The organism is Plantactinospora endophytica, from assembly GCF_016862915.1.
GTDB lineage: Bacteria > Actinomycetota > Actinomycetes > Mycobacteriales > Micromonosporaceae > Plantactinospora > Plantactinospora endophytica.
Map to the genome: position 1 here is coordinate 58,409 of NZ_BONW01000016.1, position 26,940 is coordinate 85,348.

At 72.1% G+C, this 26,940-nt stretch carries 22 protein-coding genes; 16 read left to right on the top strand and 6 right to left on the bottom strand.

The window, feature by feature from the left end:
* Positions 1-59 precede the first annotated feature (59 nt).
* Entirely contained in the window at positions 60-2,441 is a 2,382-nt protein-coding gene (locus tag Pen02_RS16340; protein ID WP_203866909.1) for an ATP-binding protein, read from the bottom strand.
* A 127-nt stretch (positions 2,442-2,568) separates the two neighbouring features.
* Complete coding sequence (locus Pen02_RS16345) at positions 2,569-2,691, bottom strand: ribosomal protein bL36 (RefSeq protein WP_074317072.1); 123 nt, start codon at positions 2,689-2,691, stop codon at positions 2,569-2,571.
* Between the two features lie 304 nt (positions 2,692-2,995).
* Between Pen02_RS16345 and nhaA the strand changes: the two genes are divergently transcribed.
* Together nhaA and Pen02_RS16355 are read left to right on the top strand one after the other, a co-directional pair.
* The gene (gene nhaA / locus Pen02_RS16350) at positions 2,996-4,903 is read left to right on the top strand and encodes a Na+/H+ antiporter NhaA (RefSeq protein WP_203866910.1); all 1,908 of its coding nucleotides are present in this window, start codon (positions 2,996-2,998) and stop codon (positions 4,901-4,903) included.
* A gap of 222 nt (positions 4,904-5,125) precedes the next feature.
* Positions 5,126-7,516, top strand: coding sequence for a discoidin domain-containing protein (locus Pen02_RS16355; RefSeq protein WP_203866911.1), 2,391 nt, complete (start codon positions 5,126-5,128; stop codon positions 7,514-7,516).
* 26 nt (positions 7,517-7,542) lie between these two features.
* On the opposite strand, the gene Pen02_RS16360 is transcribed toward Pen02_RS16355, so the two are convergent.
* Positions 7,543-8,118, bottom strand: coding sequence for a Dps family protein (locus tag Pen02_RS16360; protein ID WP_203866912.1), 576 nt, complete (start codon positions 8,116-8,118; stop codon positions 7,543-7,545).
* A gap of 180 nt (positions 8,119-8,298) precedes the next feature.
* Here Pen02_RS16360 and Pen02_RS16365 point away from each other — a divergent pair, with 180 nt between their 5' ends.
* The 12 genes from Pen02_RS16365 (at position 8,299) to Pen02_RS16420 (ending at position 21,405) form a co-directional block, all read left to right on the top strand.
* On the top strand, positions 8,299-9,129 hold the full coding sequence (locus tag Pen02_RS16365) for an MEDS domain-containing protein (protein ID WP_203866913.1): 831 nt from the start codon (positions 8,299-8,301) through the stop codon (positions 9,127-9,129).
* Positions 9,126-10,085, top strand: coding sequence for an anti-sigma factor RsbA family regulatory protein (locus tag Pen02_RS16370; RefSeq protein ID WP_203866914.1), 960 nt, complete (start codon positions 9,126-9,128; stop codon positions 10,083-10,085). The genes Pen02_RS16365 and Pen02_RS16370 overlap by 4 nt, the downstream gene beginning before the upstream one ends.
* A gap of 11 nt (positions 10,086-10,096) precedes the next feature.
* Positions 10,097-11,401 carry an MFS transporter gene (locus tag Pen02_RS16375; RefSeq protein WP_203866915.1) on the top strand — a complete coding sequence of 435 codons (1,305 nt, stop codon included), beginning with the start codon at positions 10,097-10,099 and terminating at the stop codon, positions 11,399-11,401.
* Positions 11,402-11,563: 162 nt separating this feature from the next.
* The gene (locus Pen02_RS16380) at positions 11,564-12,019 is read left to right on the top strand and encodes a formate dehydrogenase subunit gamma (protein WP_203866916.1); all 456 of its coding nucleotides are present in this window, start codon (positions 11,564-11,566) and stop codon (positions 12,017-12,019) included.
* On the top strand, positions 12,016-13,599 hold the full coding sequence (locus Pen02_RS16385; RefSeq protein WP_203866917.1) for a formate dehydrogenase beta subunit: 1,584 nt from the start codon (positions 12,016-12,018) through the stop codon (positions 13,597-13,599). Before Pen02_RS16380 ends, Pen02_RS16385 begins: the two co-directional genes overlap by 4 nt.
* Before the next feature lie 76 nt (positions 13,600-13,675).
* Entirely contained in the window at positions 13,676-16,489 is a 2,814-nt protein-coding gene (fdhF, locus tag Pen02_RS16390) for a formate dehydrogenase subunit alpha (protein ID WP_203866918.1), read from the top strand.
* 1 nt (position 16,490) lies between these two features.
* On the top strand, positions 16,491-16,712 hold the full coding sequence (locus tag Pen02_RS16395; protein WP_203866919.1) for a formate dehydrogenase subunit delta: 222 nt from the start codon (positions 16,491-16,493) through the stop codon (positions 16,710-16,712).
* Between the two features lie 264 nt (positions 16,713-16,976).
* Entirely contained in the window at positions 16,977-17,762 is a 786-nt protein-coding gene (locus Pen02_RS16400; protein WP_203866920.1) for a helix-turn-helix domain-containing protein, read from the top strand.
* Positions 17,753-17,950: a DUF397 domain-containing protein gene (locus Pen02_RS16405; RefSeq protein WP_203866921.1), complete on the top strand. Its 198-nt coding sequence runs from the start codon at positions 17,753-17,755 to the stop codon at positions 17,948-17,950. Before Pen02_RS16400 ends, Pen02_RS16405 begins: the two co-directional genes overlap by 10 nt.
* 491 nt (positions 17,951-18,441) lie before the next feature.
* Positions 18,442-19,317, top strand: a complete 876-nt coding sequence (locus Pen02_RS16410) for a hydroxypyruvate isomerase family protein (RefSeq protein ID WP_203866922.1) — start codon at positions 18,442-18,444, stop codon at positions 19,315-19,317.
* 1 nt (position 19,318) lies between these two features.
* Entirely contained in the window at positions 19,319-20,203 is an 885-nt protein-coding gene (locus Pen02_RS16415; RefSeq protein ID WP_203866923.1) for a 2-hydroxy-3-oxopropionate reductase, read from the top strand.
* Between the two features lie 29 nt (positions 20,204-20,232).
* Complete coding sequence (locus Pen02_RS16420) at positions 20,233-21,405, top strand: glycerate kinase (protein WP_203866924.1); 1,173 nt, start codon at positions 20,233-20,235, stop codon at positions 21,403-21,405.
* A 75-nt stretch (positions 21,406-21,480) separates the two neighbouring features.
* On the opposite strand, the gene Pen02_RS16425 is transcribed toward Pen02_RS16420, so the two are convergent.
* The 3 genes from Pen02_RS16425 to Pen02_RS16435 all read right to left on the bottom strand — a co-directional run bounded on the left by Pen02_RS16425 (position 21,481) and on the right by Pen02_RS16435 (position 24,240).
* Positions 21,481-22,617 carry a hypothetical protein gene (locus tag Pen02_RS16425; RefSeq protein ID WP_203866925.1) on the bottom strand — a complete coding sequence of 379 codons (1,137 nt, stop codon included), beginning with the start codon at positions 22,615-22,617 and terminating at the stop codon, positions 21,481-21,483.
* 118 nt (positions 22,618-22,735) lie between these two features.
* Positions 22,736-23,998, bottom strand: coding sequence for a molybdopterin molybdotransferase MoeA (locus Pen02_RS16430; protein WP_203866926.1), 1,263 nt, complete (start codon positions 23,996-23,998; stop codon positions 22,736-22,738).
* Positions 23,995-24,240: a DUF6457 domain-containing protein gene (locus Pen02_RS16435; protein ID WP_203866927.1), complete on the bottom strand. Its 246-nt coding sequence runs from the start codon at positions 24,238-24,240 to the stop codon at positions 23,995-23,997. Before Pen02_RS16435 ends, Pen02_RS16430 begins: the two co-directional genes overlap by 4 nt.
* 152 nt (positions 24,241-24,392) lie before the next feature.
* Here Pen02_RS16435 and Pen02_RS16440 point away from each other — a divergent pair, with 152 nt between their 5' ends.
* Positions 24,393-25,766, top strand: a complete 1,374-nt coding sequence (locus tag Pen02_RS16440; protein ID WP_203866928.1) for an OFA family MFS transporter — start codon at positions 24,393-24,395, stop codon at positions 25,764-25,766.
* A 124-nt stretch (positions 25,767-25,890) separates the two neighbouring features.
* The gene (gene fdhD, locus Pen02_RS16445) at positions 25,891-26,739 is read left to right on the top strand and encodes a formate dehydrogenase accessory sulfurtransferase FdhD (protein ID WP_203867281.1); all 849 of its coding nucleotides are present in this window, start codon (positions 25,891-25,893) and stop codon (positions 26,737-26,739) included.
* Positions 26,740-26,940 lie beyond the last annotated feature (201 nt).

Genomic DNA, 26,940 nt, shown 5'->3' on the forward strand with positions numbered 1-26,940 from the left:
GCTCCCGGGTCCAGGTCCGGGTCTGAATTCAGGTCTCCCCGTGCGGATGTGGATGCGGGTCAGCGGCTCGGTGTCCGGCCGACCCGGTCCAGCCGTGCCTTCACCTGCTCGGCGTCCGGGTGGTCGAGGTCGTCCAGGATGTCGAGCGCCCGGTGCCAGGTGTCCGAGGCGGCCTCCAGGTCGCCGACCGCCGACTGGGTGTCGCCGAGCCGGGCCAGCAGGTCCGCCTCCTGGTACCGGTGGCCGAGTTCCCGCCACAGCGCGTACGAGTGCTGGTACGACTCGGCTGCCTCCCGGTACCGGCCGAGCTTGTGCTGGGCGTGCCCGAGGCTGTCCCAGGCGTCGGCCGCGCCGAACCGGTCGTCGAGGTCCAGCAGCACGTCGAGGGCCCGTCGGCAGTACTCGATGCCCTCCTCGTGCTGCCCGAGCCAGCTCACGCACCAGCCGATGTTGTTCAGCGCCCGGCCCTGGCCGGAGCGGCTGCCGGCGGCGGTGAACAGGTCGAGTGCCTCGCGGCTGTGCCGCAGCGCGTCCGGGTAGCGGTTCTGCCGGACCGCGATCCAGCTCAGGTCGAACTGGATCCGGCCCTGGCCGAGCCGGTCGGCGGCGAGTTGGTAGAGCCGGCGTGCCGCGTCGAGGTGGGCGAGGGCGGCGTCCGTGCGCCCGAGGTGGGTCTGGGCCCGGCCGAGACTCCGCCGGGCGTGCGCCTCCTCGGCCGGATCGGCGAGCCGCTGGGCCGCCGCGACGGCGAGTTCCTGTACGGCCGCCCACCGCTGCCAGTGCCCACGGCGTTCCAGGGCGTGCGCCATGGTGCGGGTCAGTCGGCACAGGTGCCGGTCGAGTCCGGCGTCGGCGGCCTCCGTCGCGGTCGCCAGCAGTGCCGGCAGTTCGACGTCGAACCACGCCAGCGCGGCGCCGTGGTCGGGAACCTGTCCGGGGGTGACCCCCGGCGAGGCCGCCAGCAGCGGGATCGGGTCGCGGTGCGGGTCGAGCCGGCGATCTGCGGCGTGCGCCGTGTGCAGGTAGTGGTCGAGTGTCCGTCGGCTCGCGGCCCGCCGGTCGGGTTCCGGGTCCACCGCCGTGCTCAGCTCGGCGGCGTACGCGGTCAGCAGGTCGTGGCAGGCGTACCGGCCGGGGCCGTGCTCGGCGAGCAGGTTGGCGGCGGTCAGCTCGGTGAGCAGCGGCCGGACCTCGGGCGGTGGCAGTCCGGCGAGGCTGGCCACCGCCGGCCCGCCGACGCCGGCCCCCGGATGCAGGGCGAGCAGCCGGAACAGCCTGGCCGCGCCGGAACTGAGCGCCCGGTACGACCAGGAGAAGACCGCGCGCACGTCGGAGGCCGGATCAGCACCGGTGAACGCCGCCAGCCCGCCCCGCGCGTCACGTAGTTCGTCGGCGAGTGCGGCGAGTGGGAACTCGGGGTGCAGGGCGGCCCGGGCCGCCACGATGGCCAGGCCCAGCGGCAGTCGGCTGCACGCGGCGACGATGTCGTCGACCGCCCGTGGCTCGGCGGTCATCCGGGCGGCACCGATCCGGGCGGCCAGCAACTGTCGGGCCTCGGTACCGGTGAGCAGGTCCAGCGGGATCGGCCGGGCGCCTCCGGTGCTGACCAGTCCGGCGAGCTGGTTGCGGCTGGTCACGAGTACCCGACAGGCCGGGCCGCCGGGCAGCAGCGGGCGTACCTGGTCGGCGTCGCGGGCGTTGTCGAGCACCACCAGCACCTGCCGGTCGGCGAGCAGCCCACGATAGAGCGCCGCCTGGGCGTCCAGGGTCGCCGGAATCCGCTGTGGCGGTACGCCGAGCGCGTCGAGCAGCGTACGGATCGCCTCGGCCGGCGCCGCCGGTGGTCCGGTCGGGTCGAAGCCACGCAGGTTGAGGTAGAGCTGCCCGTCGGCGAACCGGTCGGCGGCCCGGTGCGCCCAGTGCAGTGCCAGCGCGGTCTTGCCGACCCCGGCCGTGCCGGAGACGGCGGTGATCAGGGCCACCGGTGCTGCCGCCGGGTCGGTCTCCAGCAGCCGGTCGAGTTCGGCGAGCTGGGCGGTCCGGCCGGCGAAGTTGGGCACGGTCGGTGGAAGCTGGCGCGGCGAGGGCACCGTGGGGGCGGCGGGGCCGGCCGTGGCCGTGGCGCGGCGTAGTTCCTCGACCCGGTCCCGGGCGGTGGCCAGCGCGCCCTGCTCCGTCGGCGTGGCGCCGAGCAGCCGGATCAGGATGTCGAACCGGTCGGTCGGCGGCAACACCCGGCCGGCGAAGTACTCGCCGAGGATTCCCCGGGACCAGCCGGTCTTGGCCGCCAGTTCGCGGTAGGTGAGCGGGCTGGCCCCCTCCAGCCGGGCCTCCCGGCGGCGGAGCTGGCGGAGCAGTGCGGCCAGTTCGGCGACGCTCTCCACCCGGGTCACGGCCTGTGCCGGCAGTTCCGGTGGTCGCTCGCCCGACCAGTCGGTCACCCGTCCTCCATGCCTCGCGGACATCGACGCGCAGTGTGGTGGAACGGTGACAATATATCTATCTAGGTCACTGGCCGGGGGTGACCTCCCGTCGGGGGCCCGGCCCCCGGCGGGACGTGCGTACGGGTCAGCCCTGGCGGCTCTTCCACTGCGGGTTGGCGCGGTTGACCACCAGTACCCGGCCGTGCCGGCGTACGACCACCGAGCCCGGCTTCTGCTTCAGGGCCCGGAGCGAGGTGCGGACCTTCATGACTGGCTCCTCTCGGCCTCGCGGCGGCGGCTCTTCCGCCGTCGTCCGAGCATGTCAACGCCCGGCCCGGGGTGCGGATTCCCCGGCGAGGTTTGCTCGACCGGCCCAGTCGACCAGGTGGGACGTGGTAAATCTCGGAAGGTCGACTCCGGCGCGACCTTCGGGCTGGAGCCGGGGATCACACTGCGACAACCCGGCACCTCCGCGACGATCCGTCGCCGGACGACGGCGGGTTCGTCGGCCGACACCTGGTATGTCGGGTTCATGCCCGGGGTGGAGGTAGCCAACCGGACGGGGGATACCGGTGACCGAGCCGTCTTCGTCCCGGTTATCCGGCCGGACGGCCTGGGCGCAGGACATCGCGGCGCCGTTGCGCCGCTTCGCGCGTACCGAGTCGGGCAGCGCCGGGGTGCTGGTGCTGGCCATCGTCGCGGCACTGGTCTGGGCGAACGTCTCGGAGCACTCGTACGAGGCGGTGTGGGGCACCGAGCTGTCCATCCGGATCGACGACGTCGGTGTCGCGTACGACCTGCGTACCTGGGTGAACAGCGGCCTGATGACGCTGTTCTTCCTGGTGGTGGGCTTGGAGGCGCGTCGGGAGTTCGATCTCGGTGACCTGCGGGACCGGCGCCGGTTCGCGCTGCCGCTGGCGGCGGGCGTGTTCGGCATGGCGGTTCCGGTCGCCATCTACCTGCTGGTGAACCGTGGCGGCTCCGGCGCGCACGGCTGGGGTGTGGCGATGTCGACCGACACCGCGCTCGCGCTCGGCCTGATCACCCTGCTCGGCCGGAACGTACCCGACCAGGTGCGGATCTTCCTGCTCACCGTCTTCGTGGTGGACGACCTAGTGGCGCTGGTGGTGATCGCGGTCGTCTACACCGAGCACGTCGACACGGTGCCGCTGCTGGTGGCGATCGGACTCTTCGCGGTACTGCTCGGGCTGCGCGCGCTGGGGGTGCGGCGCGGCCTGGTCTACCTCCCGTTCTGTGTCGCCCTCTGGGCCGCGCTGCTGGCCAGCGGCGTGGAACCGGTGGTGGCCGGGCTCGCCATCGGGCTCACCGCGACCGCGTACTCGCCGGCCCGGGGCGCCCTGGAGACCGCCAGTGGACTGTTCAAGCTGTTCCGGGAGCAGCCCACCGCCGAGCTGGCCCGCAGCGCCACCCTCGGGCTGTCCCGGAGCCTGTCGCCGAACGACCGGCTCCAGCGGATGTACCACCCCTGGTCGAGTTATCTGATCGTCCCGCTGTTCGGCCTGGCCAACGCCGGTATCGCCCTCGACGCCGCGTTCCTGGCCAGGGCGTTCACCACCCCGGTGACCCTCGGCATCCTGCTCGGCTACGTCGTCGGCAAGCCGGTCGCGGTGCTCGGCGTCTCGTGGCTGGTGGAGCGGGCCAGCGGCGGGCGGATCCGCCCCTCGGTCGGCTGGGCGGGTGTACTGGCGAGCGGCACCATCTCCGGCATCGGGTTCACCCTGTCGCTGCTGATCGCCACCCTCGCCTTCCAGGGCGACCAGCTCGCCGAGGCGAAGGTCGGGGTACTGGCCGCCGGGCTGGTCGCCTCCCTGCTCACCTGGACCGTCTTCCGGATCACCCAGGCGCTGCCGAAGCCGCAGCGGACCCGAGCGCTGCTGGGCGACGCCGACCAGCTCGTCGACCTCGTCCCGCCGGTGGACCATCGCCGGGACCACGTCCGTGGCCCGGCCGACGCCTCGGTGACAGTGGTCGAGTACGGCGACTTCCAGTGCCCGTACTGCGGGCAGGCCGAGCCCGTGGTGCGGGAACTGCTCACCGATGCCGACCTGCGTTACGTCTGGCGGCACCTGCCGCTCACCGACGTCCATCCGCAGGCGCAGCTCGCGGCGGAGGCGGCCGAGGCGGCAGCCGCCCAGGGTGCCTTCTGGGAGATGCACGACCTGCTGCTCGACCACCAGGACGGGCTGCGCACCGAGGACCTGGTCGGGTACGCCGGCGAACTCGGCCTCGACCAGGAGCAGTTCCAGGAGGATCTGGCGACGCACGACCACGCCGCCCGCGTCGCGCACGACGTCGAGTCGGCCGACGTCAGCGGGGTCTCCGGCACCCCGACCTTCTTCATCAACGACCGCCGGCACTACGGCGCGTACGACATCGAGACGCTGACCCGGGCGATCAAGGTGGCCCGGGCCCGGGCCCGGCTGGAACCCCGGCGGAACCGGCGGGCGGACCGGCGCTGAGCGGAACCGGCGGCCGGAGCCGGCGCTGAGCGGCTGTCGGCGTTCGCCGGCCCAGTCTTCGGTCCAGATCGGGGCAACCTGGACCACGATCGGCGAGGGTTCGCTTCTTCCTGTCGCTCGACTCAAATCTTTCAGGGATGTGTCGAAGTATTGCGAGAATGTGTCGAGTGCTGGCAGGCTAAGGCATCGATCCGCATCCCTTCCCCCCGAGGAGCGGCAGCCATGGCGGTTCCACGCCGACGGTTACTGATGTCCGCAGCGGCCGGCTCAGCCCTGGCCGCGGTCTCCACCACCGAACTGCTCGCCGCGATGACCGGCCCGGCCCGCGCGGCCAGTCCGCCCGGCGACGTGGTCGGCAAGATCTCCATCGGCTACCAGGGCTGGTTCGCCTGCCCCGGCGACGGCGCGCCGATCGGTGGCTGGTGGCACTGGAGCCGTGACCGGTTCCAGCCGCCGTCGCCGAGCAACACCACGATCGTCTCCTGGCCGGACATGCGCGAGCTGAGCCGGGGCTATCCCACGGCGTACCCGAACCTCGGCAACGGCGCCCGGGCGGAACTGTTCTCCTCGTACGACCAGCAGACCGTGGACACGCACTTCAGGTGGATGCGGGACTACAACTGCGACACCGCCGCGCTGCAACGCTTCAACCCGATGGGCGACGAGGGACCGACCCGGGACGCGATGGCGGCCAAGGTCCGCGACGCCGCCGAGCGGTTCGGCCGCAAGTACTACATCATGTACGACGTCACGAGCTGGACGAACTTCCAGTCGGAGATCAAGACGGACTGGTCGACGAAGATGTCGGCGCACACCGCCTCCCCGGCGTACGCGCGGCAGAACGGCAAGCCGGTCGTCTGCATCTGGGGCTTCGGCTTCAACGACGACGGCCGACCGTTCCCGCCGGCGCCCTGCCTCGACGTGGTCAACTGGTTCAAGGCACAGGGCTGCTACGTCATCGGCGGGGTGCCGACGTACTGGCGGCAGGGGATCAACGACTTCCGGCCCGGCTTCCTCGACGTCTACCACGCGTTCAACATGATCTCGCCGTGGATGGTCGGCCGCACCGGCACCCTCGACGGGCTGGACTGGTTTTACACCAACGTCAACCAGCCCGACCAGGCCGACTGCAACGCCCGGGGCATCGACTACCAGCCGTGCGTGATGCCGGGCGACCTGTCGTCCGGGGCCCGCCGGCACGGCGACTTCTACTGGCGGCACCTCTACAACATGATCCGGCTGGGCGCACAGGGCCTCTACGTCTCGATGTTCGACGAGTTCAACGAGGGCAACCAGATCGCCAAGACCAGCGAGACCCAGGCGACCACCCCGGCCGGGGCCGGCATCCGGGCGCTGGACGAGGACGGCACGTTCTGCTCGTCCGACTACTACCTGCGGATCACCGCCGACGGCGGCCGGATGCTCAAGGGGCAACTCGCGCTGACCCCGGTCCGCCCGACCCCGCCGACCACCGGCGGGCCCGACCCCGAGCCGGGCGGCAACCTGGCCGCCGGCAGGCCGACGTCGGCGAGCAGCCAGAACGCCGGGTTCGGCGCCGGCAACGCGGTCGACGCCGACCCGAACAGCTACTGGGAGAGCGCCAACAACGCGTTCCCGCAGTGGTTCCAGGTCGACCTCGGCGCCAGCCACGACGTACGCCGGGTCGTGCTGCGGCTGCCGGCCGGCTGGGGCGCCCGGACCCAGACACTGTCCGTGCAGGGCAGCACCAACGGGTCCACCTTCGGCACGCTGCGGGCGTCGGCCGGCCACCAGTTCAGTCCGGCGGCCGGGAACACCGTCACCCTCGACCTGTCGCCGACCCCGGCCAGGTACGTCCGGATCACCGTCACCGGCAACACCGGCTGGCCGGCGGCACAGCTATCCCAGGTCGAGGTGTACGCCGGCACCGGTGGCACCGACACCCCGCCCACCGCACCCGGCAGCCTGACGGTGACCGGGAAGACCGCCGGGAGTGTCTCGCTGTCCTGGACGGCGTCGACCGACGACGCCGGGGTGACCGGCTACCAGGTCCGACAGGGTACGACGGTGCTCGGCTCGCCCACCGGCACGTCGTACCAGGCGACCGGGCTCAGCCCGGCGACCAGCTACACCTTCACGGTCGTCGCCCGGGACACCGCCGGCAACCTCTCCGCGCCGTCGAACGCGGTGACCGTGACCACCGACCCGGCCCCGACCACCGACCTGGCGCGCGGCCGGCCGACCGCCGAGAGCGGGCACGTGCAGAACTACGGCTCGGGCAACGTCGTCGACGGCAACCCGGACAGCTACTGGGAGAGCCCGAACAACAGTTTCCCGCAGTGGGTGCAGGTCGACCTCGGCGCTGCCGTACCGGTCGGGCGGGTGGTGCTGAAGCTGCCGCCGTCGCCCGCCTGGGGTGCCCGTACCCAGACCGTGGCGGTACGCGGCAGCACCGACGGTGTCTCGTTCGGCACCCTCTCGGCGGCGGCCGGGCGGTCGTTCAACCCGACCGGCGGCAACACGGTCACCGTGACGTTCTCGGCCACCCCGACCCGGTACGTCCGGCTCGACTTCACCGCCAACACCGGCTGGCCCGCCGGCCAACTCTCCGAGCTGGAGGTCTACCGGAGCTGACCACTCATCGACGCTGGTGTCGCTGGTCAGCTCCGGGCCAGCGGCATCTCGACCAGGTGCTCGGCGAGGAACCACGCCTGGAGTTCGCCGGTGCGCAGCACGTTCGACACCAGCAGGTCGTTGCTGCCGTCGTCGCCCGCCTCGGCCACCCGCCCGGCGGCGTCGCGTACGTCGATCAGGATCGTCTCGTGCGCCTCCAGCAGCCGGGACAGCATCACCGGCACCTGCTCGGCGCCGTCCGGCGGGCGGGGGATGCGGGTGATCTCGGCGACGTGCCGGGGATCGCCGACCGCCACCCCGCCGAGCGTCTGCACCCGTTCGGCGATCATGTCGACCAGTGCCAACTGCTCGCCGGCGTGCTTGTCCAGCAGCAGGTGGAGCTGGTAGAAGGTGGGCCCGCGCATCAGCCAGTGGTGCTTCTTGTAGAGGGCGTACAGGATCTGGGTGTCGGCGAGTACCCGGTTGAGCCGTTCGCAGGAGTACATCCGGGCGTTCGACGAGAGCCCGAGCGGAAACTGCCGGACGGTGCCGAACTCCTGAACTCGTCCGTCCTGCTGGTGCAGCCACGGCTGACTTCCCACGGCCTGTCCCGGACCGCTCATCGCACGCCCCTTCCGACCGGTGACGGTGCTGGCAGACAGGCGGCTACCCGGGTGGGGTGTCTTCAAACCCGGTGGGCCGCCGTGCCGGCCGTACCAGCGGAAGGGCGGCGGCGGCCGGTCACCTGGCGGATGACGGTCGTGGCGCGGCGGCCTAGACTCTTCGGATGTGGGACGTCCAGCATGATCAGTGATCTTGATACGGCGGCGTCGTACGGTCATGTCTGCTGGTCCTACGACGACCCGGCGGCGTTCGACCGCCGCGCCCGGCAGTTCCTCGCCGAAGGGCTGGCCGCCGGCGAGCGGGTCAGGTATGTGACGGCGGAGCAGCCCGAGCGGGTCACCGAGCGGCTGCGCGGCCTCGCCGAGTTCTCCGACGCGCTGCGGCGGGGCGCCGCGCAGGTCGTATCGCTCGACTCGACCTATCCGGGCGACAGCGTCGACCCGACGGCCCAGGTCCGCAGGTACGCGGCTGCGACCGAGGAGGCGCTGGCCGACGGCTACACCGGGCTGCGGGTGGTCGCCGACGTGACGTCCCTGGTGCGTACTCCGGACCAGCTCGCGGCGTTCGCCCGCTACGAGCACTCGATCGACCGGTACATGCGGGTCCGGCCGCTCTCGGCGATGTGCGGCTACCAGCGGACGGCGCTCGGCGAGCGGACCGTCGCGGAGCTGGCCTGCCTGCACCCGGAGAGCAACGTCGACGGGGTGCTGTTCCGGCTCTACGCCTGCCCGCCCGGCGACGGCGCGGCGGCACTGGCGGGGGAGCTGGACACCTTCAACCACGAGCTGTTCGCCACCGCGCTGGAGCGCGCCGACCTGTGCCCGGTCGACGGCGAGCTGGTGATGCGGGCCGGCGATCTCCGGTTCATCGACCACCACTGCCTGACCCGGCTGCGCGACTACGCCGGAGGTCGGGACGCCACCGCCGTGCTGCGGACCCCACGGACCGCCGCCGCCCGCCTCGTCGAGCTGCTGGGCCTGTCCGGCGTCCGGGTCGAGGCGGCGCGATGAGGACGGGTGCCGCCGCCGGACACGAGGGCTACTACCACGAGGCCGTCCCGTACCACTCCGACGACGAACTCCTCGCCGTCGTGGTGCCGTTCCTGCTCGGCGGGGTCGAGGCGGGGGAGCCGACGGTGGTCTCCCTCGGCGAGCGCACCGGCGGGCTGGTCCGGGCCGCGCTGCCTGCCGACTCCGGCGTCACGTTCCTGCCCGGCGGCGACCTGTACGCCCGCCCGGCCGTGGCGATCCGGTCGTACCAGCGGATGCTGGCCGGGTACGTCGCCGACGGGGCGACCCAGATCCGGATCATCGGCGAGGTGCCCCGGGCCGCCCTCGGCCCGACCTGGGACTGGTGGGCCCGCTACGAATCCGCGATCAACCACGCGTACGACACCTTCCCGCTCTGGAGCATGTGCGCGTACGACACCCGGATCACTCCGGCGCCGGTGCTCGACGACGTCCTCCGGACCCATCCACGGGTGGTCACGGCGGACGGCCGGCGGCCGAGCGAGGCGTACACCGAGCCGAAGGCGTACCTGAGCGAGGACCGTGCGCCGCTGCCCGATCCGCTCCAGCGCGCGGCGCCGGTCGTCGAACTCGTGGACCCGTCGCCGACCCGGGCCCGGCAGGCGGTCGACGGGGTCGCCGACGGCCGGCTGCCCGCCGACGACGTCGAGGACCTGGTCGTCGCGGTGAGCGAGGCGGTGACCAACGCGCTGCGGCACGGCCGCCCGCCGGTCCGGTTCCGGCTCTGGGTCGGCGCCGACCGGATCGTCGTCGAGGTCGCCGACGGCGGCGGCGGACCGGCGGATCCGTTCGCGGGGCTGCTGCCGGCGGCCGACGGTGGTGCCGGCGGTCTGGGACTGTGGATCACCTACCAGTCCTGCAACCACGTGGCGCTGCACCGGGCTCCGGACGCCTTCACGCTCCGGCTGACCGCCGGCAACCCGCACTTCACGGGCTGAATCCGGGCCCTATGACCGCGGCCGTGCCGTCCGGCGGTCGCTGGTACCGGTTCCCCGGCTGGCGGATCGTCGCGGCGCTGGCGGTCACCCAGATGTTCGGGTACGGCATTCTCTACTACGCCTTCGCCGTCCTGCTCCAGCCGATGGCCGCGTCGTTGGACGCCTCCACTGCCGTGCTGACCGGTGCCCTCACCACCGCGCTGCTCGCCTGGGCGGGGCTGGCGGTGCCGGTGGGCCGGTGGCTGGACCGGCACGGTGGCCGGGCGCTGATGACCACCGGCTCGGTACTGGCCACCGGCCTGCTCGTGGCCTGGTCCCAGGTACGCACCGTCGTCCAGCTCTACCTGGTGCTGACCGGTCTCGGACTGGCCATGGCGATGGTGCTCTACGAGGCGGCCACCGCCGTGCTCGTCTCCTGGTTCGAGCCGGCCCGCCGGTCCCGGGCACTGCTCGGCATGGTCGTCGTGGGTGGCTTCGCCAGCACCGTCTTCCTGCCGCTGACCGGCCAGTTGGTCGCCCGGTACGACTGGCGGACCGCGCTGCTCGTGCTCGCCTGCGGCTACGGGCTGGTGGCCGTACCGCTGCACGCGATCGTGCTGCGGCGGCCTCCCCGTTCGGCGGCGAGCGCGCCGCGCGACGACCCGGCGGTCCGGGCGGCGGTGGTCCGGGCGGCGCTGCGGGACGGCCGGTTCTGGTGCCTCGCGGTCGCCTTCGTCGCGCACAGCGGGGCGATGAGCACGATGACCGTGCACCTGGTCGGGTTTCTCGTCCACCGGGGCCATCCGGCCACCTTCGCCGCGACCGTCGCCGGCCTGCTCGGGGTGATGTCGGTGACCGGGCGGCTGCTGCTGGCCGCCGCCCAGCGGGGTGTCCGGCTGACCACGCTGGTGGCGACGATCTTCGGGATCCAGGCCGTCGCCGCATTCTGCCTGCCGCTGGTCGCCGCCGGTCGGGTCGGTGCCGGTCTCGCGGTGACCGCCTTCGGGCTCGGGTTCGGCGTGGCCGGTCTCGCCGCCCCGGCGCTGCTCGCCGACCGGTACGGCACGGCCGCCTTCGGCAGCGTCGCCGGGCTGCTCGCCACCCCGGTCACCCTGGTCAGGGCGGTGGCGCCGCTCGGCGCGGCGGGGCTGCTCCAGATCGCCGGAGGTTACCCGCCGGTGCTGGCCGCCGTCGGCGGTGCCTGCTGTGTCGCCGCCGTCGGAATTCTGGCCCGATCCGGTACGCCGGGACCACCGTCCCTGGTGGAACGCCCCTTGTCGGAACGCCCCCCTGTCGGAACGCCTTTCCGCAGGCGATACTGGAAATTGATCATCTGACGCCCTGCTCGTCGGCGATCACCGGAGGCAGTACCCCGTCGCTGCCGGCCAGCGCTCGGCTCGGCCCGGCGATATTGCATACGGTATCCAGAGCGACGTATGGTGGAGGTCCAGTCGGCGTCGAGTGGAGGTGGGATCGCCGTGGCCAGTCCGGATCCCTCGGTGACGGATCGGGTGCGGGCGCTGGTCGCCGCGCACCGTGGTGACCGGGGTGCGCTCTTGCCCATCCTGCACCGGATCCAGGCCGAGTTCGGTTACGTCGACTCCGACGTCGTGCCGGTGCTGGCGACCGAGCTGAACATCTCCCGTGCCGACGTGCACGGCGTGGTCACCTTCTACACCGACTTCCGGGCCGAACCGGCCGGCCGGACGGTGGTCAAGCTCTGCCGGGCCGAAGCCTGCCAGTCGGTCGGCGCCGAACAGCTCGTCGCGTACGCCGAGCGGACCCTGGGGGTCAAGGTCGGGCAGACCACACCGGACGGTTCGGTGACCCTGGAGCAGGTGTTCTGCCTGGGCAACTGCGCACTCGGCCCGGCCGGTCAGATCGACGAGCGGGTGCACGGGCGGCTCACCCCCGCCCGGTTGGACGCCCTGGTGACGAAGGCGGTGGACGCATGACGACGCCGGTGACGGTCTACGTACCCCGGGACTCGGCCGCGCTCTCGGTCGGCGCGGACCTGGTCGCCGCCGAGATCGAGCGGGCGGCGGCCGAGGCGGGCCGGTCGGTCCGGGTGGTCCGGAACGGCTCGCACGGCATGCTCTGGCTGGAACCGCTCGTCGAGGTGGTCACCGAGCGCGGCCGGATCGGGTACGGGCCGGTCGCGCCGGAGGAGGTCGGCGACCTCGTCGCCGCCGGGCTGCTCGACGGCGCCGACCACGAACTGTGCCAGGGCGTGGTGGCGGAACTGCCCTGGCTGCGCGACCAGACCCGGCTCTGCTTCGCCCGGGTCGGGATCACCGACCCGCTCTCCGCGGAGGACTACGTCGCGCACGGCGGGTTGACCGGGCTGCGCCGGGCCCTGGAGCTGACCCCCGCCGAGGTGGTCGCCCAGGTCACCGAGTCCGGGCTGCGCGGCCGGGGCGGCGCCGGTTTCCCGGCCGGCATCAAGTGGAAGACCGTGCTGGACACCCCCGGCGAGCTGAAGTTCGTCTGCTGCAACGCCGACGAGGGCGACAGCGGCACCTTCGCCGACCGGATGCTGATGGAGGGCGACCCGTTCACCCTCATCGAGGGCATGACCATCGCCGCGTACGCCGTCGGCGCCACCGAGGGCTACGTCTACATCCGCTCCGAATATCCGGACGCGGTCCGGACGATGCGCCAGGCCATCGCGGTGGCCCGCGAGCAGGGCTGGCTCGGCGGCGACATCCTCGGCTCCGGCCTGCGCTTCGACCTGTTCGTCCGGGTCGGCGCGGGCGCCTACATCTGCGGCGAGGAGACCGCGATGCTGGAGAGCCTGGAGGGCAAGCGCGGCATGGTCCGGGCCAAGCCGCCGATCCCGGCGATCACCGGCCTGTTCAACAAGCCGACCGTGGTGAACAACGTGCTGACCCTCGCCTCGGTGCCGACCATCCTGGCCGACGGGGCGGCGGCGTACCAGGCGCTCGGGATGGAGCGGTCCCGGGGCACCCAGGTGTTCCAACTGGCCGGCAACGTCGCCCGGGGCGGCATCTTCGAGACCGCGTTCGGGATGACGCTCGGCGAGCTGATCCACACCTACGGCGGCGGCACCCGCACCGGCCGCCCGGTCCGCGCCGTCCAGGTCGGCGGGCCGCTCGGGGCGTACCTGCCGGCGAACGGCCTCGATCTGCCGATGGAGTACGAAGCCTTCGCCTCGGCTGGCGCGATGCTCGGCCACGGTGGCATCGTGGTCTTCGACGACACCGTCGACATGGCGGCGATGGCGAGATTCGCGATGGAGTTCTGCGCCGAGGAGTCCTGCGGCAAGTGCACCCCGTGCCGGGTGGGCGCGGTCCGTGGCGTCGAGGTGATCGACAAGATCACTGCCGGCCAGGACCCGGACGGCAACCTGGCCCTGCTGGGTGACCTGTGCGAGCTGATGACCGAGGGGTCGCTGTGCGCGATGGGCGGCCTGACACCGATGCCGGTACGCAGCGCACTGCTGCACTTCCCGGACGACTTCACCGCGCGGGGTAAGCCGTCCACCGGCCGATACGAGGAGGCCAAGACATCGTGAGCGAGCGTAGCGAGCGAACCAGCCAGTTCAGTGCCGATGTGTCTCATGGCGGCACGGAGCGCAGCGGAGTGGCGTCATGAGTCTGCTGAAGGAACCCGACCTCGGCACCCCGGCCAAGCCCGGCCCGGCGACCGTCACCGTCGAAGTGGACGGACATCCCGTCGCCGTACCCGAGGGCACCTCGGTGATGCGGGCGGCGGCGCTGAGCGGCATCGACATCCCGAAACTCTGCGCCACCGACAGCCTGGAGGCGTTCGGCTCCTGCCGACTCTGCCTGGTGGAGATCGACGGCCGGCGCGGCACCCCGGCGTCCTGCACCACCCCGGTCACCCAGGGCATGAAGGTGACCACCCAGTCACCGAAGCTGGAGAAGCTCCGCCAGGGCGTGATGGAGCTGTACATCTCCGACCACCCGCTGGACTGCCTGACCTGCTCGGCCAACGGCGACTGCGAATTGCAGGACATGTCCGGTGTGGTCGGCCTGCGCCAGGTCCGGTACGGCTACGACGGCGAGAACCACCTCGACGAGAAGACCGACTCCAGCAACCCGTACTTCGACTTCGAGGCGTCGAAGTGCATCGCCTGCTCCCGCTGTGTCCGGGCCTGTGGTGAGGTGCAGGGGACGTTCGCGCTGACCATCGAGGGGCGCGGCTTCGGCTCCAAGGTGTCGGCCGGCGGCACCGACTTCATGTCCTCCGAGTGCGTCTCCTGCGGCGCCTGCGTGCAGGCGTGCCCGACGGCGACGTTGCAGGAGAAGTCGGTGGTGCAGCTCGGCATGCCGACCCGGAGCGTCGTCACCACCTGCGCGTACTGCGGCGTCGGCTGCTCCTTCAAGGCCGAGTTGCGCGGTGCCGAGCTGGTCCGGATGGTGCCGTACAAGGACGGCGGGGCCAACGAGGGGCACTCCTGCGTCAAGGGCCGGTTCGCGTTCGGCTACGCCACCCACCCGGACCGGGTGCTCACCCCGATGGTCCGGGAGAGCATCACCGACGAGTGGCGCCCGGTCGACTGGGAGACCGCGATCTCCTACACGGCCAGCAAGCTCAAGGACATCCAGACCCGGCACGGGGTCGGGGCGATCGGCGGCATCACCTCCTCGCGTACCACGAACGAGGAGGTCTACGTGGTGCAGAAGATGATCCGAGCCGCGTTCGGCAACAACAACGTGGACACCTGCGCCCGGGTCTGCCACTCGCCGACCGGGTACGGCCTGAAGCAGACCTTTGGCACCTCCGCCGGTACCCAGGACTTCCGCTCGGTGGCGAAGTCCGACGTGATCATGGTGATCGGGGCGAACCCCACCGACGGGCACCCGGTCTTCGCCTCCCGGATGAAGCGCCGGCTGCGCGAGGGCGCCAAGCTGATCGTGGTCGACCCACGCCGGATCGACCTGGTCCGCTCGCCGCACATCGAGGCGGCCCACCACCTGCAACTCGCCCCCGGCACCAACGTGGCGGTGGTGAACGCGATGGCGCACGTGGTGCTGACCGAGGGACTGGTCGACCGGTCCTTCGTCGACGAGCGCTGCGAGGACTTCGACGCCTGGGCCGAGTTCATCGCCCGGCCGGAGAACAGCCCGGAGGCGGTCGAGGAACTCACCGGCGTACCCGCCGAGGAACTGCGGGCGGCGGCCCGGCTCTACGCCACCGGCGGCAACGGCGCGATCTACTACGGTCTCGGCGTCACCGAGCACAGCCAGGGCTCGACCATGGTGATGGGGATGGCCAACCTGGCGATGGCGACCGGCAACATCGGCCGGGACGGTGTCGGGGTCAACCCGTTGCGCGGGCAGAACAACGTGCAGGGCTCCTGCGACATGGGCTCGTTCCCGCACGAGCTGCCCGGCTACCGGCACGTCTCCGACGACGTCGTACGCGGCGTCTTCGAGAACATGTGGGGGAGCACCCTGCTGCCCGAGCCCGGGCTGCGGATCCCGAACATGTTCGACGCGGCGATCGAGGGCACCTTCCGGGCGATCTTCGTCCAGGGTGAGGACATCGCGCAGTCCGACCCGAACACCAAGCACGTACACGCCGCGCTGGCGGCGATGGAGCTGGTCGTGGTGCAGGACCTGTTCCTCAACGAGACGGCGAAGTTCGCGCACGTCTTCCTGCCCGGCACCTCCTTCCTGGAGAAGGACGGCACGTTCACCAACGCCGAGCGCCGGATCAACCGGGTACGCCCGGTGATGGCGCCGAAGACCGGCAAGCACGAGTGGGAGATCGTCGCCGAGATCGCCCAGGCGATGGGCTACCCGATGCGGTACGACCAGCCGAGCCAGATCATGGACGAGATCGCGGCGCTCACCCCGACCTTCGCCGGGGTGTCGTTCGACAAGCTCGACAAGTTGGGCAGTGTGCAGTGGCCCTGCAACGACAACGCGCCCGAGGGCACCCCGATCATGCACATGGACGGCTTCGTCCGAGGCAAGGGCCGGTTCGTGCAGACGCCGTTCGTGCCAACCCGGGAGCGGAGTACCCGCAAGTTCCCGCTGATCCTGACCACCGGCCGGATCCTCAGCCAGTACAACGTCGGGGCGCAGACCCGGCGGACCGGGAACGTGGCGTGGCACCCGGAGGACGTACTCGAAATTCATCCGCACGACGCGGAGGTCCGGGGCATCAACGACGGTGACGAGGTCACCCTGGCCAGCCGGGTCGGTGCCACCTCGCTGCGGGCGGTCTTCTCCGACCGGATGCCGGTCGGGGTGGTCTACACGACCTTCCACCACCCGGTGACCGGCGCGAACGTGGTCACCACGGAGAACTCCGACTGGGCGACGAACTGTCCGGAATACAAGGTCACGGCAGTCCAGGTGGGGTTGAAGAATCCGCCGGCCACGGCGGACGTCGCCTCCTCGGAGCACCGACTGCCGGCGATGGCAGACTGAGATGACCACGCACACCGGGATGTCTCCGCAGGTCAGGCTCGCCAACGAGATCGCCGTGCACTTCCACCACCAGCCGCCGGAGCAGGCCGCAACGGCGATCGCCGAACACATCCGGGCGTTCTGGGATCCACGGATGCGGACCGAGCTGTTGCAGCGGGCCGAGTCCGAGCCGGACGCGCTCGACCCGCGGGCCCTGGCCGCCGCCCGGCTGCTCACCGGCTGACGGCCCCGCCCTCCGACCGTTCACATCGTGGCCCCGCGCGACGCGCGGGGCCACGACCTGTTGGAGTCCACTCTTATCAAATCTCTTTCAACCTGAACCGTTCCATCGTTATATCGACGGGCGGCATAGGGATTCCTCCGTCGAATCTACCCTGGACCGTCGTCCCCGCTTGACGGAAGATGCTGGATGGTCACGGAACAGCCGATGACAGACCGACGGAAAATGACCATCAGGATGGAAGAGATCTGGGGGACGTGAAAGCCTATGTCTGCAAGCCAATATCTGGTAGATGACCTTCGCCGGACCCGGGAACTCCTCGGCCTGACCCAAGAGGCGTGGGGAGACCGGATCCACTTCTCGGCAAAGCACGTCGGTGCCGTGGAGCGAGGCGAGCGGCCAGCCCTTCCGGACTACCTGGCAGCCGTCGACAGCGCCTTCGGGACTGCCTTCGTGAAGTTCTACCGGATGTTTGTGAAGAGGGAACTCGTCCCAGTCTGGTATCGACCCTTCATCGAGCACGAGGGCAGGGCAAGCCTGCTTAGGGTATTTCACCCGCTGGTAGTGCCCGGCATCCTCCAGACCGAGGCGTACGCCCGGGCCGTCCTGACGGGGCGCCGGTGCCAAGCCGACTCCGTCGACGCCATGCTGGCGACGCGGCTCGGACGACAGGAGATCCTGCATTGTCGGCCCAATCCCTGCCAATTGGTCGCGGTGGTCGACGAAGGGGTCCTGCACCGTCAGGTTGGCGACGCGGACGTCATGCGCGAGCAGTTGACAGCCCTGATGGCGGCGTGTGACCACCCCAATGTGCGGGTGCAGGTCGTTCCCTTCGAGGCCGGCGCCTATGTAGGACTGGACGGCCCGTTGGCCATCGCGACCGTGGACGGCCGGTCGGTGGGCTTTCTGGAAGGGCACCTGGAGGGTCGCGTCGTCGAGAGTCCGGACGCTACGAAGGATCTTGAAGGCGCATGGGAGGCCATCCGGGACTACGCTCTACCCAGTAACCAGAGCCTGGATTTGATCAGGAGGACGGTCGAGAAATGGATGTGAACAGCGCCCCGAGCTGGCACAAGTCGACGCGTAGCGACAGTACGAACTGCATCGAGGTGGCCTACAACCTTTCCGGGCGAGTGTTGGTGCGGGACAGTAAGGACCGGGACGGGGGCACGTTGGTCTTCGGGACGTCGGGCTGGCTGGCGTTCCTCGACCTCGCCAAGCGGCCCGGCCAGGCGGGCTGAGCCACCCCCGCGCCGGCAGCGACTGAAGTGGGCTACGGCCTTGAGGTTGAGGTTGAGGTCGGGAGACCGATCGCGCGAGGGTGGCGGTTGATCGTGTGATTCGCCGGTGCCCGGTCGGGGTAGTTGCCCGAGAGACTGTCGAGCTGCCCCGCTTGTGCGCCCACTGATCCCGGAGCCTTTCCGGGCCCCGATCTCCACCGATCGGTCGACCCCGACTACAGCCCACCAAGCGCCGTCCCGGCAACCCGGCGCTGCGTGCCCCGTTTGTGCACCCAGCTCGACAGTCCGCGCACCGGCTACTTCCCGCAGCCGTCGGGGCCGCTCATCCTGGTCGGCCGGGCCGCACACAAAGCGCTGCCGCTGGCGACGCCCCGCGTCCGGGTGTGGCCGATGAACACCCTGCGGCAGTCGACTGCGCCTTGACTCGCTTCCATACTGCATACAGAATTCTGTAGGTAATAGCAGTGTCGCCGAGCCGCCAGGGAGGGCCTGTGCCCGGACACCAGCTCCGCTACGACGTGAACTGCTCGATCCTCTTCACCGAGCTGCCCCTGCTGGAGCGGCCGGCAGCGGCCAAGGCGGCCGGCTTCGACGCCGTCGAGTTCTGGTGGCCGTTCGCCGAGGCGGTGCCCCGGGCGTCCGAGGTGGAGGCGTTCCTCGCCGCCATCCACGACGCGGACGTGCAACTGGTGGGGCTCAACTTCTTCGCCGGAGACATGCCCGGCGGCGACCGGGGCGTGGTCTCCTGGCCGGCCCGGTCCGCCGAGTTCCGGGAGAACGTCGAGCTGGTCGCGATGATCGGCGCCGCCACCGGCTGCCGGTCGTTCAACGCCCTCTACGGCAACCGGATCGACGACGTGCACCCGACCACCCAGGAGGAGACCGCGGTGGCCAACCTGGCCTTCGCCGCCTCCGCGCTGGCCCGGATCGGCGGCACCGTACTCGTCGAGGCGGTCAGCGGCCCCCAGCCCTACCCGCTGCGTACCGGCGCCGACGTCGTCGCCGTACTCGACCAACTGCTGGTCGAACGCGACGCCCGCAACCTGGCCTTCCTCGCCGACCTCTATCACCTCACCGTCAACGGCGACGACGTGCCCAAGGTGCTCGCCGAACACGCCGACCGGATCGGGCACGTGCAGATCGCCGACGCCCCCGGCCGGCACGCCCCGGGCACCGGCGAGATCGACATCGACGGCCAGCTCAGCCAGCTCGAACAGCGCGGCTATCGAGGCTGGGTCGGCCTGGAGTACCTGCCCGACGGGCCGACCGAGGACAGCTTCGAATGGCTGCCCCGACACCGCCGGGGCAGCACCGAGGCCCGGACGAACGAGGGCGCCGCCGACCGGACGAACGAAGGAGACCGCTGACATGACCAGCATCGGGATGATCGGCCTCGGCATCATGGGCGGCCCGATGGCCGTCAACCTGATCAAGGCCGGCCACGACGTCGTCGGGTACGACGTCAGTCCGGCCCGCAACGTCGCCCTCGAACAGGCCGGGGGCAAGGTCGCCGCCGGCATCGGCGAGCTGGTGCAACAGGTGGACGTGGTGATCACCATGGTCCGCGACTCGGCCGACGTCGAGGCGGTCGCCCTCGGCGACTCCGGCATCCTGGCCAACGCCCGCCCCGGCCAGCTCTACGTCGACATGAGCAGCATCTCGCCCGGTACCTCCCGCCAGGTCGCCGAGGCGGCCCGGATCCTCTCGGTCCGGGTACTCGACGCGCCGGTCAGCGGCGGTGAGGCCGGCGCGATCGAGGGCACCCTCTCCATCATGGTCGGCGGCGAGTCGGAGGACTTCGCGGCGGCACTGCCGATCCTGGAGGTGCTCGGCGGCACCGTCGTACACGTCGGCCCGGCCGGCGCCGGCCAGACCGTGAAGGCGGCCAACCAGCTCATCGTGGCCGGCACCATCGAACTGGTCGCCGAGGCGATCGTCTTCCTCGAAGCGTACGAGGTGGACACCGAGGCGGCGGTGAAGGTGCTGGCTGGCGGCCTGGCCGGCAACCGGATCCTGGACCGCAAGGCGGCCGGGATGCTGGCCCGGCAGTTCCAGCCCGGCTTCCGGATCGACCTGCACCACAAGGACATGGGCATCGTCACCTCGGCGGCCCGGGACGCCGGGGTGGTGATCCCGCTCGGCGCGGCGGTCGCCCAGCTCATCGCCGCGCTCAAGGCGCAGGGCGATGGCGGTCTCGACCACAGCGCCCTGCTCAAGCTGGTCGAGCAGCTCTCCGGCCGGTCGGCCGGCTGACCGGCCGGGCCGTCGCGCGGATGGGGCATGTGCTGCTGGCACCGGACAAGTTCAAGGGCTCGCTGACCGCCGTCGAGGTCGTCCGGCACCTGACCGCCGGGCTGCGCCGGGCCGCACCCGACATCGAGGTACGCGGCTTCCCCGTCGCCGACGGCGGCGACGGCACCCTCGACGCGGCGGTCTCGGCCGGCTTTCGACGGGTACCGGTCACCGTCGCCGGCCCGACCGGTGCACCCGTGAAGACCGCGTTCGGGTACGCCGACGGGGTGGCGGTGGTCGAGTTGGCGGACGCCTGCGGCCTGCGCCGGCTGCCGTCCGGGGTACCGGCCCCGCTGCGCGCCAGCAGCCACGGTGCCGGTGAGGTGATCCGGGCGGCTCTCGAACACGGCTGCCCGGAGGTGGTGCTCGGGCTCGGCGGCAGCGCCAGTACCGACGGCGGGGCGGGGCTGGTCGCCGCGCTCGGCGTACGCCTGCTCGACGAGCGGGGCGCCGAGCTGCCGCCGGGCGGTGCGGCACTGCGTCGGCTGCGCCGGGTGGACCTGGCCGGGCTGCATCCGGCGGTCCGGCGTACCCGGTTCGTGGTGGCCGGTGACGTGGACAGCCCCCTGCTCGGCCCGACCGGGGCAGCCGCCGTGTACGGGCCGCAGAAGGGCGCGACCGACGACGACGTACTGCTGCTGGAGGCCGGCCTGACCCGCTGGGCCGACCTCGCCGAGACGGCGGTACGGGACGCGGACCTGCTCGGCCCGGACGGGTCCGGGCCGGGTCGACCGGTCAGCGTCTGGCCGGGCGCCGGCGCGGCCGGCGGGGTCGGGTTCGCCGCGCTCGCCTTCCTCGGGGCGCGGTTCCGGCCCGGTATCGAGCTGCTGCTCGACCTGCTGGGCTTTCCGCAGGCGGTGGCCGGAGCCGACCTGGTGGTCACCGGCGAGGGTTCACTGGACGCGCAGAGCCTGCGTGGCAAGGCGCCGGTCGGGGTGGCCGGGGCGGCGGCCCGGGCCGGGGTGCCGACCGTGGCGGTCGCCGGTCAGGTCGGCGTCGGCCCGGACGAACTCCGGCACGCCGGTATTCGGGCGGCGTATCCGCTCACCGATCTCGAACCCGATCCGGTGGCCTGCCAGGAGCGCGCCGCCGAGCTGGTCGAGAAGGTCGCCCAGACGCTGGCCGCCGACTGGCTCGATCCGGCCGGCGACAGTTCACGGTAGGCAGCGGTTTCGAGGGCCAGGTCGACGCCGGACAAGGGGACCTCGCCAGGGAGATCCTCGACGGTGGCGGGTGCGTCAGGTCGGATTCTCGCGTTCGATTCCGGCGGACCGGAGTCGCTCCTGAGCCTCCGCCGCAGCCCTTTCGAGCTGTTCGGCGGCGTTGCCGGTGAGGCCGCGTTCGGCGGCGGTCCAGGAGATCCAGGCACCGGCCACGTCCGGCAGGATCCGGGCCACCTCCGGGCCACCGATCGCGTCGGGAGCCAGGATGGGCAGGCCGAGGACGGCCTGGATCCGCCGGGGGCCGAGCTGGACGGGGTGGCAGGCGGCCTGTTCGACGAAGTGTGTGACGAGCAGGTCGACGGCCCGGCTCGTCGCGTCGGCGCGGGGGAGTCCGGCAGCGGAACCGGAGGCGAGAAAGGTCTGCTTCATCAGCTCGATCTCGACGGTACTGGGCAGGGGCTCGGGCGCCGTGGCGACCTCGCTCAGCGCGCGGGCGCGGGCCAGGGTCAGCGCGCGCATCTTCCGGTACGCCGCCGGCACCGGCTTGACCTCGTACTCCCGGTACTCGGTCACCTCGTCCGAGGTGGCCACCGCGTCTTCGAGCAGCCGTCGGGCGTACGCCGGGTCGAGTTGCTCGCTGACGAAGCCGTCGACGCCGCCGTCGGCCCGGTGCAGGGCTTGCAGCAGCGGATCCACCTCGGTGCCGAGGGTCAGCTCCCGGATCAGTCCACCGCCGACGGTGCGGTCGATCAGGGCCAGGATGGCGTGTTCGTCGGCTCCGTCGTAGGAGAACGCACAGAGCAGGATCGCGGTCTCGTCGAGCTGGTCGTGCGCCCACCAGCAGCCGTCGACCCGTACCCGGCCGAGCCGGGAGCCCCAGGGCGGCTCCGGCAGTCCGTGCTCGACGAGCCGGTCGGCGTTCATCCGGGCGAGTTCGCGCTGGGTGTCGATCGTGCACATGGCCTGGAAGGCGCGCAGTGCGGCGAGGGCGGTCGGGGTACGCCGCCGGCCCAGTTCGTGGATCACCCTGGCGTCGTCCTGCACCGCGTCGGCCAGGGGCGGCCCGAAGCCCTCCGCGCTCTGGTGGGCGAGGAGTTGCGTCATCCCCTGCTCGACCGACCACGGCGAACTGTTCGCCATGATCGAGAAGTTCCACTCCACGAAGTCCGCGCTCGCGGAGGTCCGACTCGCGCTGTGATCGCTGCCATCCATCCTGTGATGGTCGCAGCCGATCGCTCCGGATGCGACCACCCGTCGATCTGCGGTCGGCCCGGCGCGTCGGCGACCGGGTCGGCGCCGAGTCGGGTCGGTCGGCCGGCCGGCGCCGCTGCTACGGTGCCGCCGACACCCTGGGTATGTCGCCGGCCTGCGCGGTCGGTCGGGTCGGTGCGGAGGCGACGGTCGGCCGCCAGGGGACGATGGCCGGCAGCGGAAGCGCCGTCTCGGCGGCCGGCAGCGAGAGCAGTTCGACCTCGTCGCCGTTCCAGCCCGGCGGCACCACCGCGAGGGCGTCCGCCCCGGCGGCGCCCCACAGCGAACCCGGCCGGTCGTGCCCGACGGGCAGCGCCGCCGACCCGACCCGGGCCACCGGGACCAGCCGGGTGTCCCGGTCGTGCGGGGTCACCGGCCCGGCCAGCGTCGCGGTCTGGGTGGCCGGTTCGGTACGCCCGGAGAGCCGGCCGAGCAGCGGAGAGAGCAGGGTCAGCGCGGCGACCAGAGCCGCGTACGGGTTGCCGGGCAGTCCGACCACGTACCGGCCGTGCGGCAGGGCGGCGAACAGTTGCGGGTGCCCCGGCCGACAGGCGACGCCGCGTACCGGGACCTCGGCGGCGAGCGTGTCCAGGGCTCGGCGCAGGTGGTCGGCGGCCCCGGCCGAGGTCGCTCCGCAGACCACCAGCACGTCGGCGTCGCACCGCAGCAACGCGGCGACCAGCGCGGACGCGTCGTCGGCGATCCGGCTGCCCCAGGCCAGTTCGGCACCGGCCGCCCGGACCAGCCCCGGCAGCATCGGCCCGATGGCGTCCCGGACCTGCCCCGGCAACGGCAGTCCGGCGGTACGCAGCTCGGAGCCGGTGACCACCATGCCGACCCGGGGACGGCGGTGCACGGTCAGCGTGTCGTGTCCGAGGCTGGCGGCCAGGCCGAGCACGATCGGGTTGACGACGGTACCGGCGGGCAGCACCTCGCGGCCGACCGGGCAGTCCTCGCCGCGTCGGCGTACGTGCCGGCCGGGTGCGATCCCGCCGCTGACCGTCCGACCCGTCCGGCCGGCCCGCTCGTACGGCAGCACCGCGTCGGCGCCGTTCGGCACCATGGCACCGGTGCCGATCTCGACGGCGTGCCCGGGGGAGAGCGCGGCCGGGGTGCCCGGGTCTCCGGCGAGTACCCGCCCGACGAGCTGCCACGGGCCGGGGCCGGCGACCGCGTACCCGTCCATCGCGGCCGAGTCGTACGCGGGCAGTGGGGAGAGCGCGACCAGCGGTACTGCCAGGGCGGAGCCGACCGCCTCGGGCAGTGGCCGCTGGACCGGGCCGAGCGGGCGGCCCACCTCCCGGGCGTACCGCCGGGCCTCGTGCCAGGTGACGGCGCTCATCGCCCGGTGTCCCGCCTCGACCACTCCTCGGCGAGCCGGGTCAGCCGGGCCGCCGCCTCCGGCGGGGTCGCGCCTCGGCCGACCACCACGCCGAGCAGGAAGGTGCCCAGCGGCGCCGCCGGCCGGGTGACGCCGTGCGCGACGTCCCGGGCGACGTCCAGGACCAGCCGCTGGTCCAGCACCGCCGGGTCGAGGCCGAGTTCCTCGATGGCCTGTCGGGTCCACTCGTCCAGCACGCTCATGCCCATCTCCTCGCTGCGCCCGTCGACGTTCTGACCTCGGAACCTGGCCGGCCGATCCGCTCGCCCAAGGGATCGACCTGGACAGTCGCCCGTTGGTGGTAGAGAATAGTGCACTCAACATACAGTATACAGTGGCCAGTTGGAGGCACCAGATGACGGACTCCAGCAACGACACGGCGGTGCGCGAGATCAGCGACCTCTACGGCCGCCGCTACCGGATCGGCGAGACCGACCGCGCCCTACTGGGCCGGTCCCGGGCGTGGATGCTGCTGCTGCCCTGGGCCGCCATGCTGGCGATCAGCCTGTTCCAGTACGGCTACGGCGCCGCCCTGCCCACCCTGGTCGAGTCGAACGGCTGGAGCCTGTGGCAGGCGCTCGCCGTACTCGGACTCTGGGTGGTCTGCCAGGCGGCCAGCTCACCCCTGGCCGGATGGTGGTACCAGCGGCTGCGCGGACGGCTGGCCGTACCGATGCTGGTCGGCGCCGCCTGCTGCCTGACCGCCCTGCTCACCCTGGCCCACCGTGCCGACCTGGGCACCGTGCTGCTCGGTTACTCGGTGCTCGGCGGCGTCGGTGCCGGGCTGGTCTACATGACCTGCATCGCCTGCGTCACCGAGTGGTTCCCGGAGCGGATCGCCGGCCGGGTGGCGGTGGTCAGCGCCGCGTTCGGCTACGGCTCGCTCCCGTTCGTCGTGCTCGCCGGCTACGGCCTCGACCCGGGCAACCGGGCGACCGTGCTGACCGGGACCGCCCTCGTCGTCTTCGCGGTGGTGGCCGTCTGCGGCGTACTGATGCGCAAGCCGCCCCGCAACTGGTGGCCGGGGCACATCGATCCGCAGCGCTGGGCGGTCGACCGGCGGCTCAACCGGAGCATCCCGCACAACCGCCCGGCCGCCCGCCCCTACCCGCCCCGGGCGGCGGTACGCAGCGGCATGCTGCCGCTGATGTTCGTGGTGGTGGTACTCACCGCGACGATGGCGCTGTTCGACATCGCGTACCTGGCCGGTGCGGCGTACACCCAGGGGCTGCCGGCGCTGACCCTGGTGGCCGGGATCGGCGCGCTGGCCGCGTCGAACGGCATCGGGCGGGCGGTGACCAGTTCGCTCTCCGACCGGATCGGCCGGCGCGGCACCCTGGGCCTGTCCCTGCTGGTCGGCGGGATCGCCCAGTTCGGTCTGCTCGCGGCAGCGGCCAACGACAACCACCCGGCCGCCGTGGTGGGCTTCGCCGCGCTGGCCGGCGCCGGCACCGGGGCCGGCTACTCGCTGCTGGTCAGCCTGGTCCGGGACTGGTTCGGCGACGCCGCCACGGTGCCGAACTACGGCATCGTCTACACCGGCAAGGCGGTCGGCGGGCTGCTCGGCATCGTGCTCGCCGGGCTGGTGGTGACCACTCCGGACTCGGTGGTTCCGTTCCTGGTGGCCGGCTCGCTGGGGCTGTTCGGCGCGGCGCTGACCCGCTGGATGCGCCAGCCCGGCCTGGCCGTGGTACGACTCCCCTCGCCGCTCGGCGTCGACCGCCTCTAGGTCGGGCCGACCGCCGGGCGAAACCGGCGGGCATGTCCGGTACGGATTACGTCCGTTCGGCCCTACCGTGGAGGGGGAGGCCGGCCGCGCGGGGCAGAGCGAGCAAGGATCGGTGGTGGGTGCGATGGGACGGGTGACGAGTCGACGTCGACTGGTGCGGATCGTCGACGGGGTTGTCAGCGAGCCGGTGGACACGCTGGCCGCCGAGGAGCCGCTGGAGATCCGGGTGAACGGGCGTTCCCTGGTGGTGACCATGCGGACGCCGGGCGACGACTTCGACCTGGCGGCCGGGTTCCTGGTCAGCGAGGGCGTGGTGCGGGCCGCCGGTGACATCGCCGGGATCCGCTACTGCGCGGGCGCCACGGCGGACGGGGTCAACACCTACAACGTGCTGGACGTGGTGCTGGCGGCCGGGGTGGCGCCGCCGGACCCGTCGTTGGAGCGCAACTTCTACACCACCTCGTCCTGCGGGCTCTGTGGCAAGGCGAGCCTGGACGCGGTGCGTACCATCGCGGCCTGGTCGGTGCGGGACGACCCGGTGCGGCTCGACCCCGAGGTGGTCAGCACGCTGCCGGACACCCTGCGGGCCGCGCAGCGGGTCTTCGACCGGACCGGTGGGCTGCACGCGGCGGCGCTGTTCTCCGCCGACGGGCGGCTGCACTGCCTGCGTGAGGACGTCGGCCGGCACAACGCGGTGGACAAGGTCGTCGGCTGGGCGCTGCGCAACGGGCGGGTGCCGCTGCGCGGCACCGTGCTGATGGTCAGCGGCCGGGCCTCGTTCGAGCTGGTGCAGAAGGCGGTGATGGCCGGCATCCCGGCGCTGACCGCGGTCTCCGCGCCGTCCTCGCTCGCCGCCGACCTGGCCGAGGACGCCGGGCTCACCCTGGTCGGCTTCCTCCGTGGCACCTCGATGAACGTCTACGCCGGAGCGCACCGGCTGACCCAGCGCACCCCGACCAGCCTCTCCGCCTGACCGATCCCGACCAGCCCGCCGCCGCCGTCCGGCCGCGGCGGGTTCGTCGTCTCCGGACGTCGGCGGAGGGGCGCCGACCGCCCGGCGGTGTGAGCGGCACTGCCGGTGCTCACCGTTGATCCTGGGAACGAAGCGCCAGGCCGGGAGCGGCAGGCTGCCGAGTGACTGTGCGGACCGCCCCGGTGGTCGTGGACGGCGCGG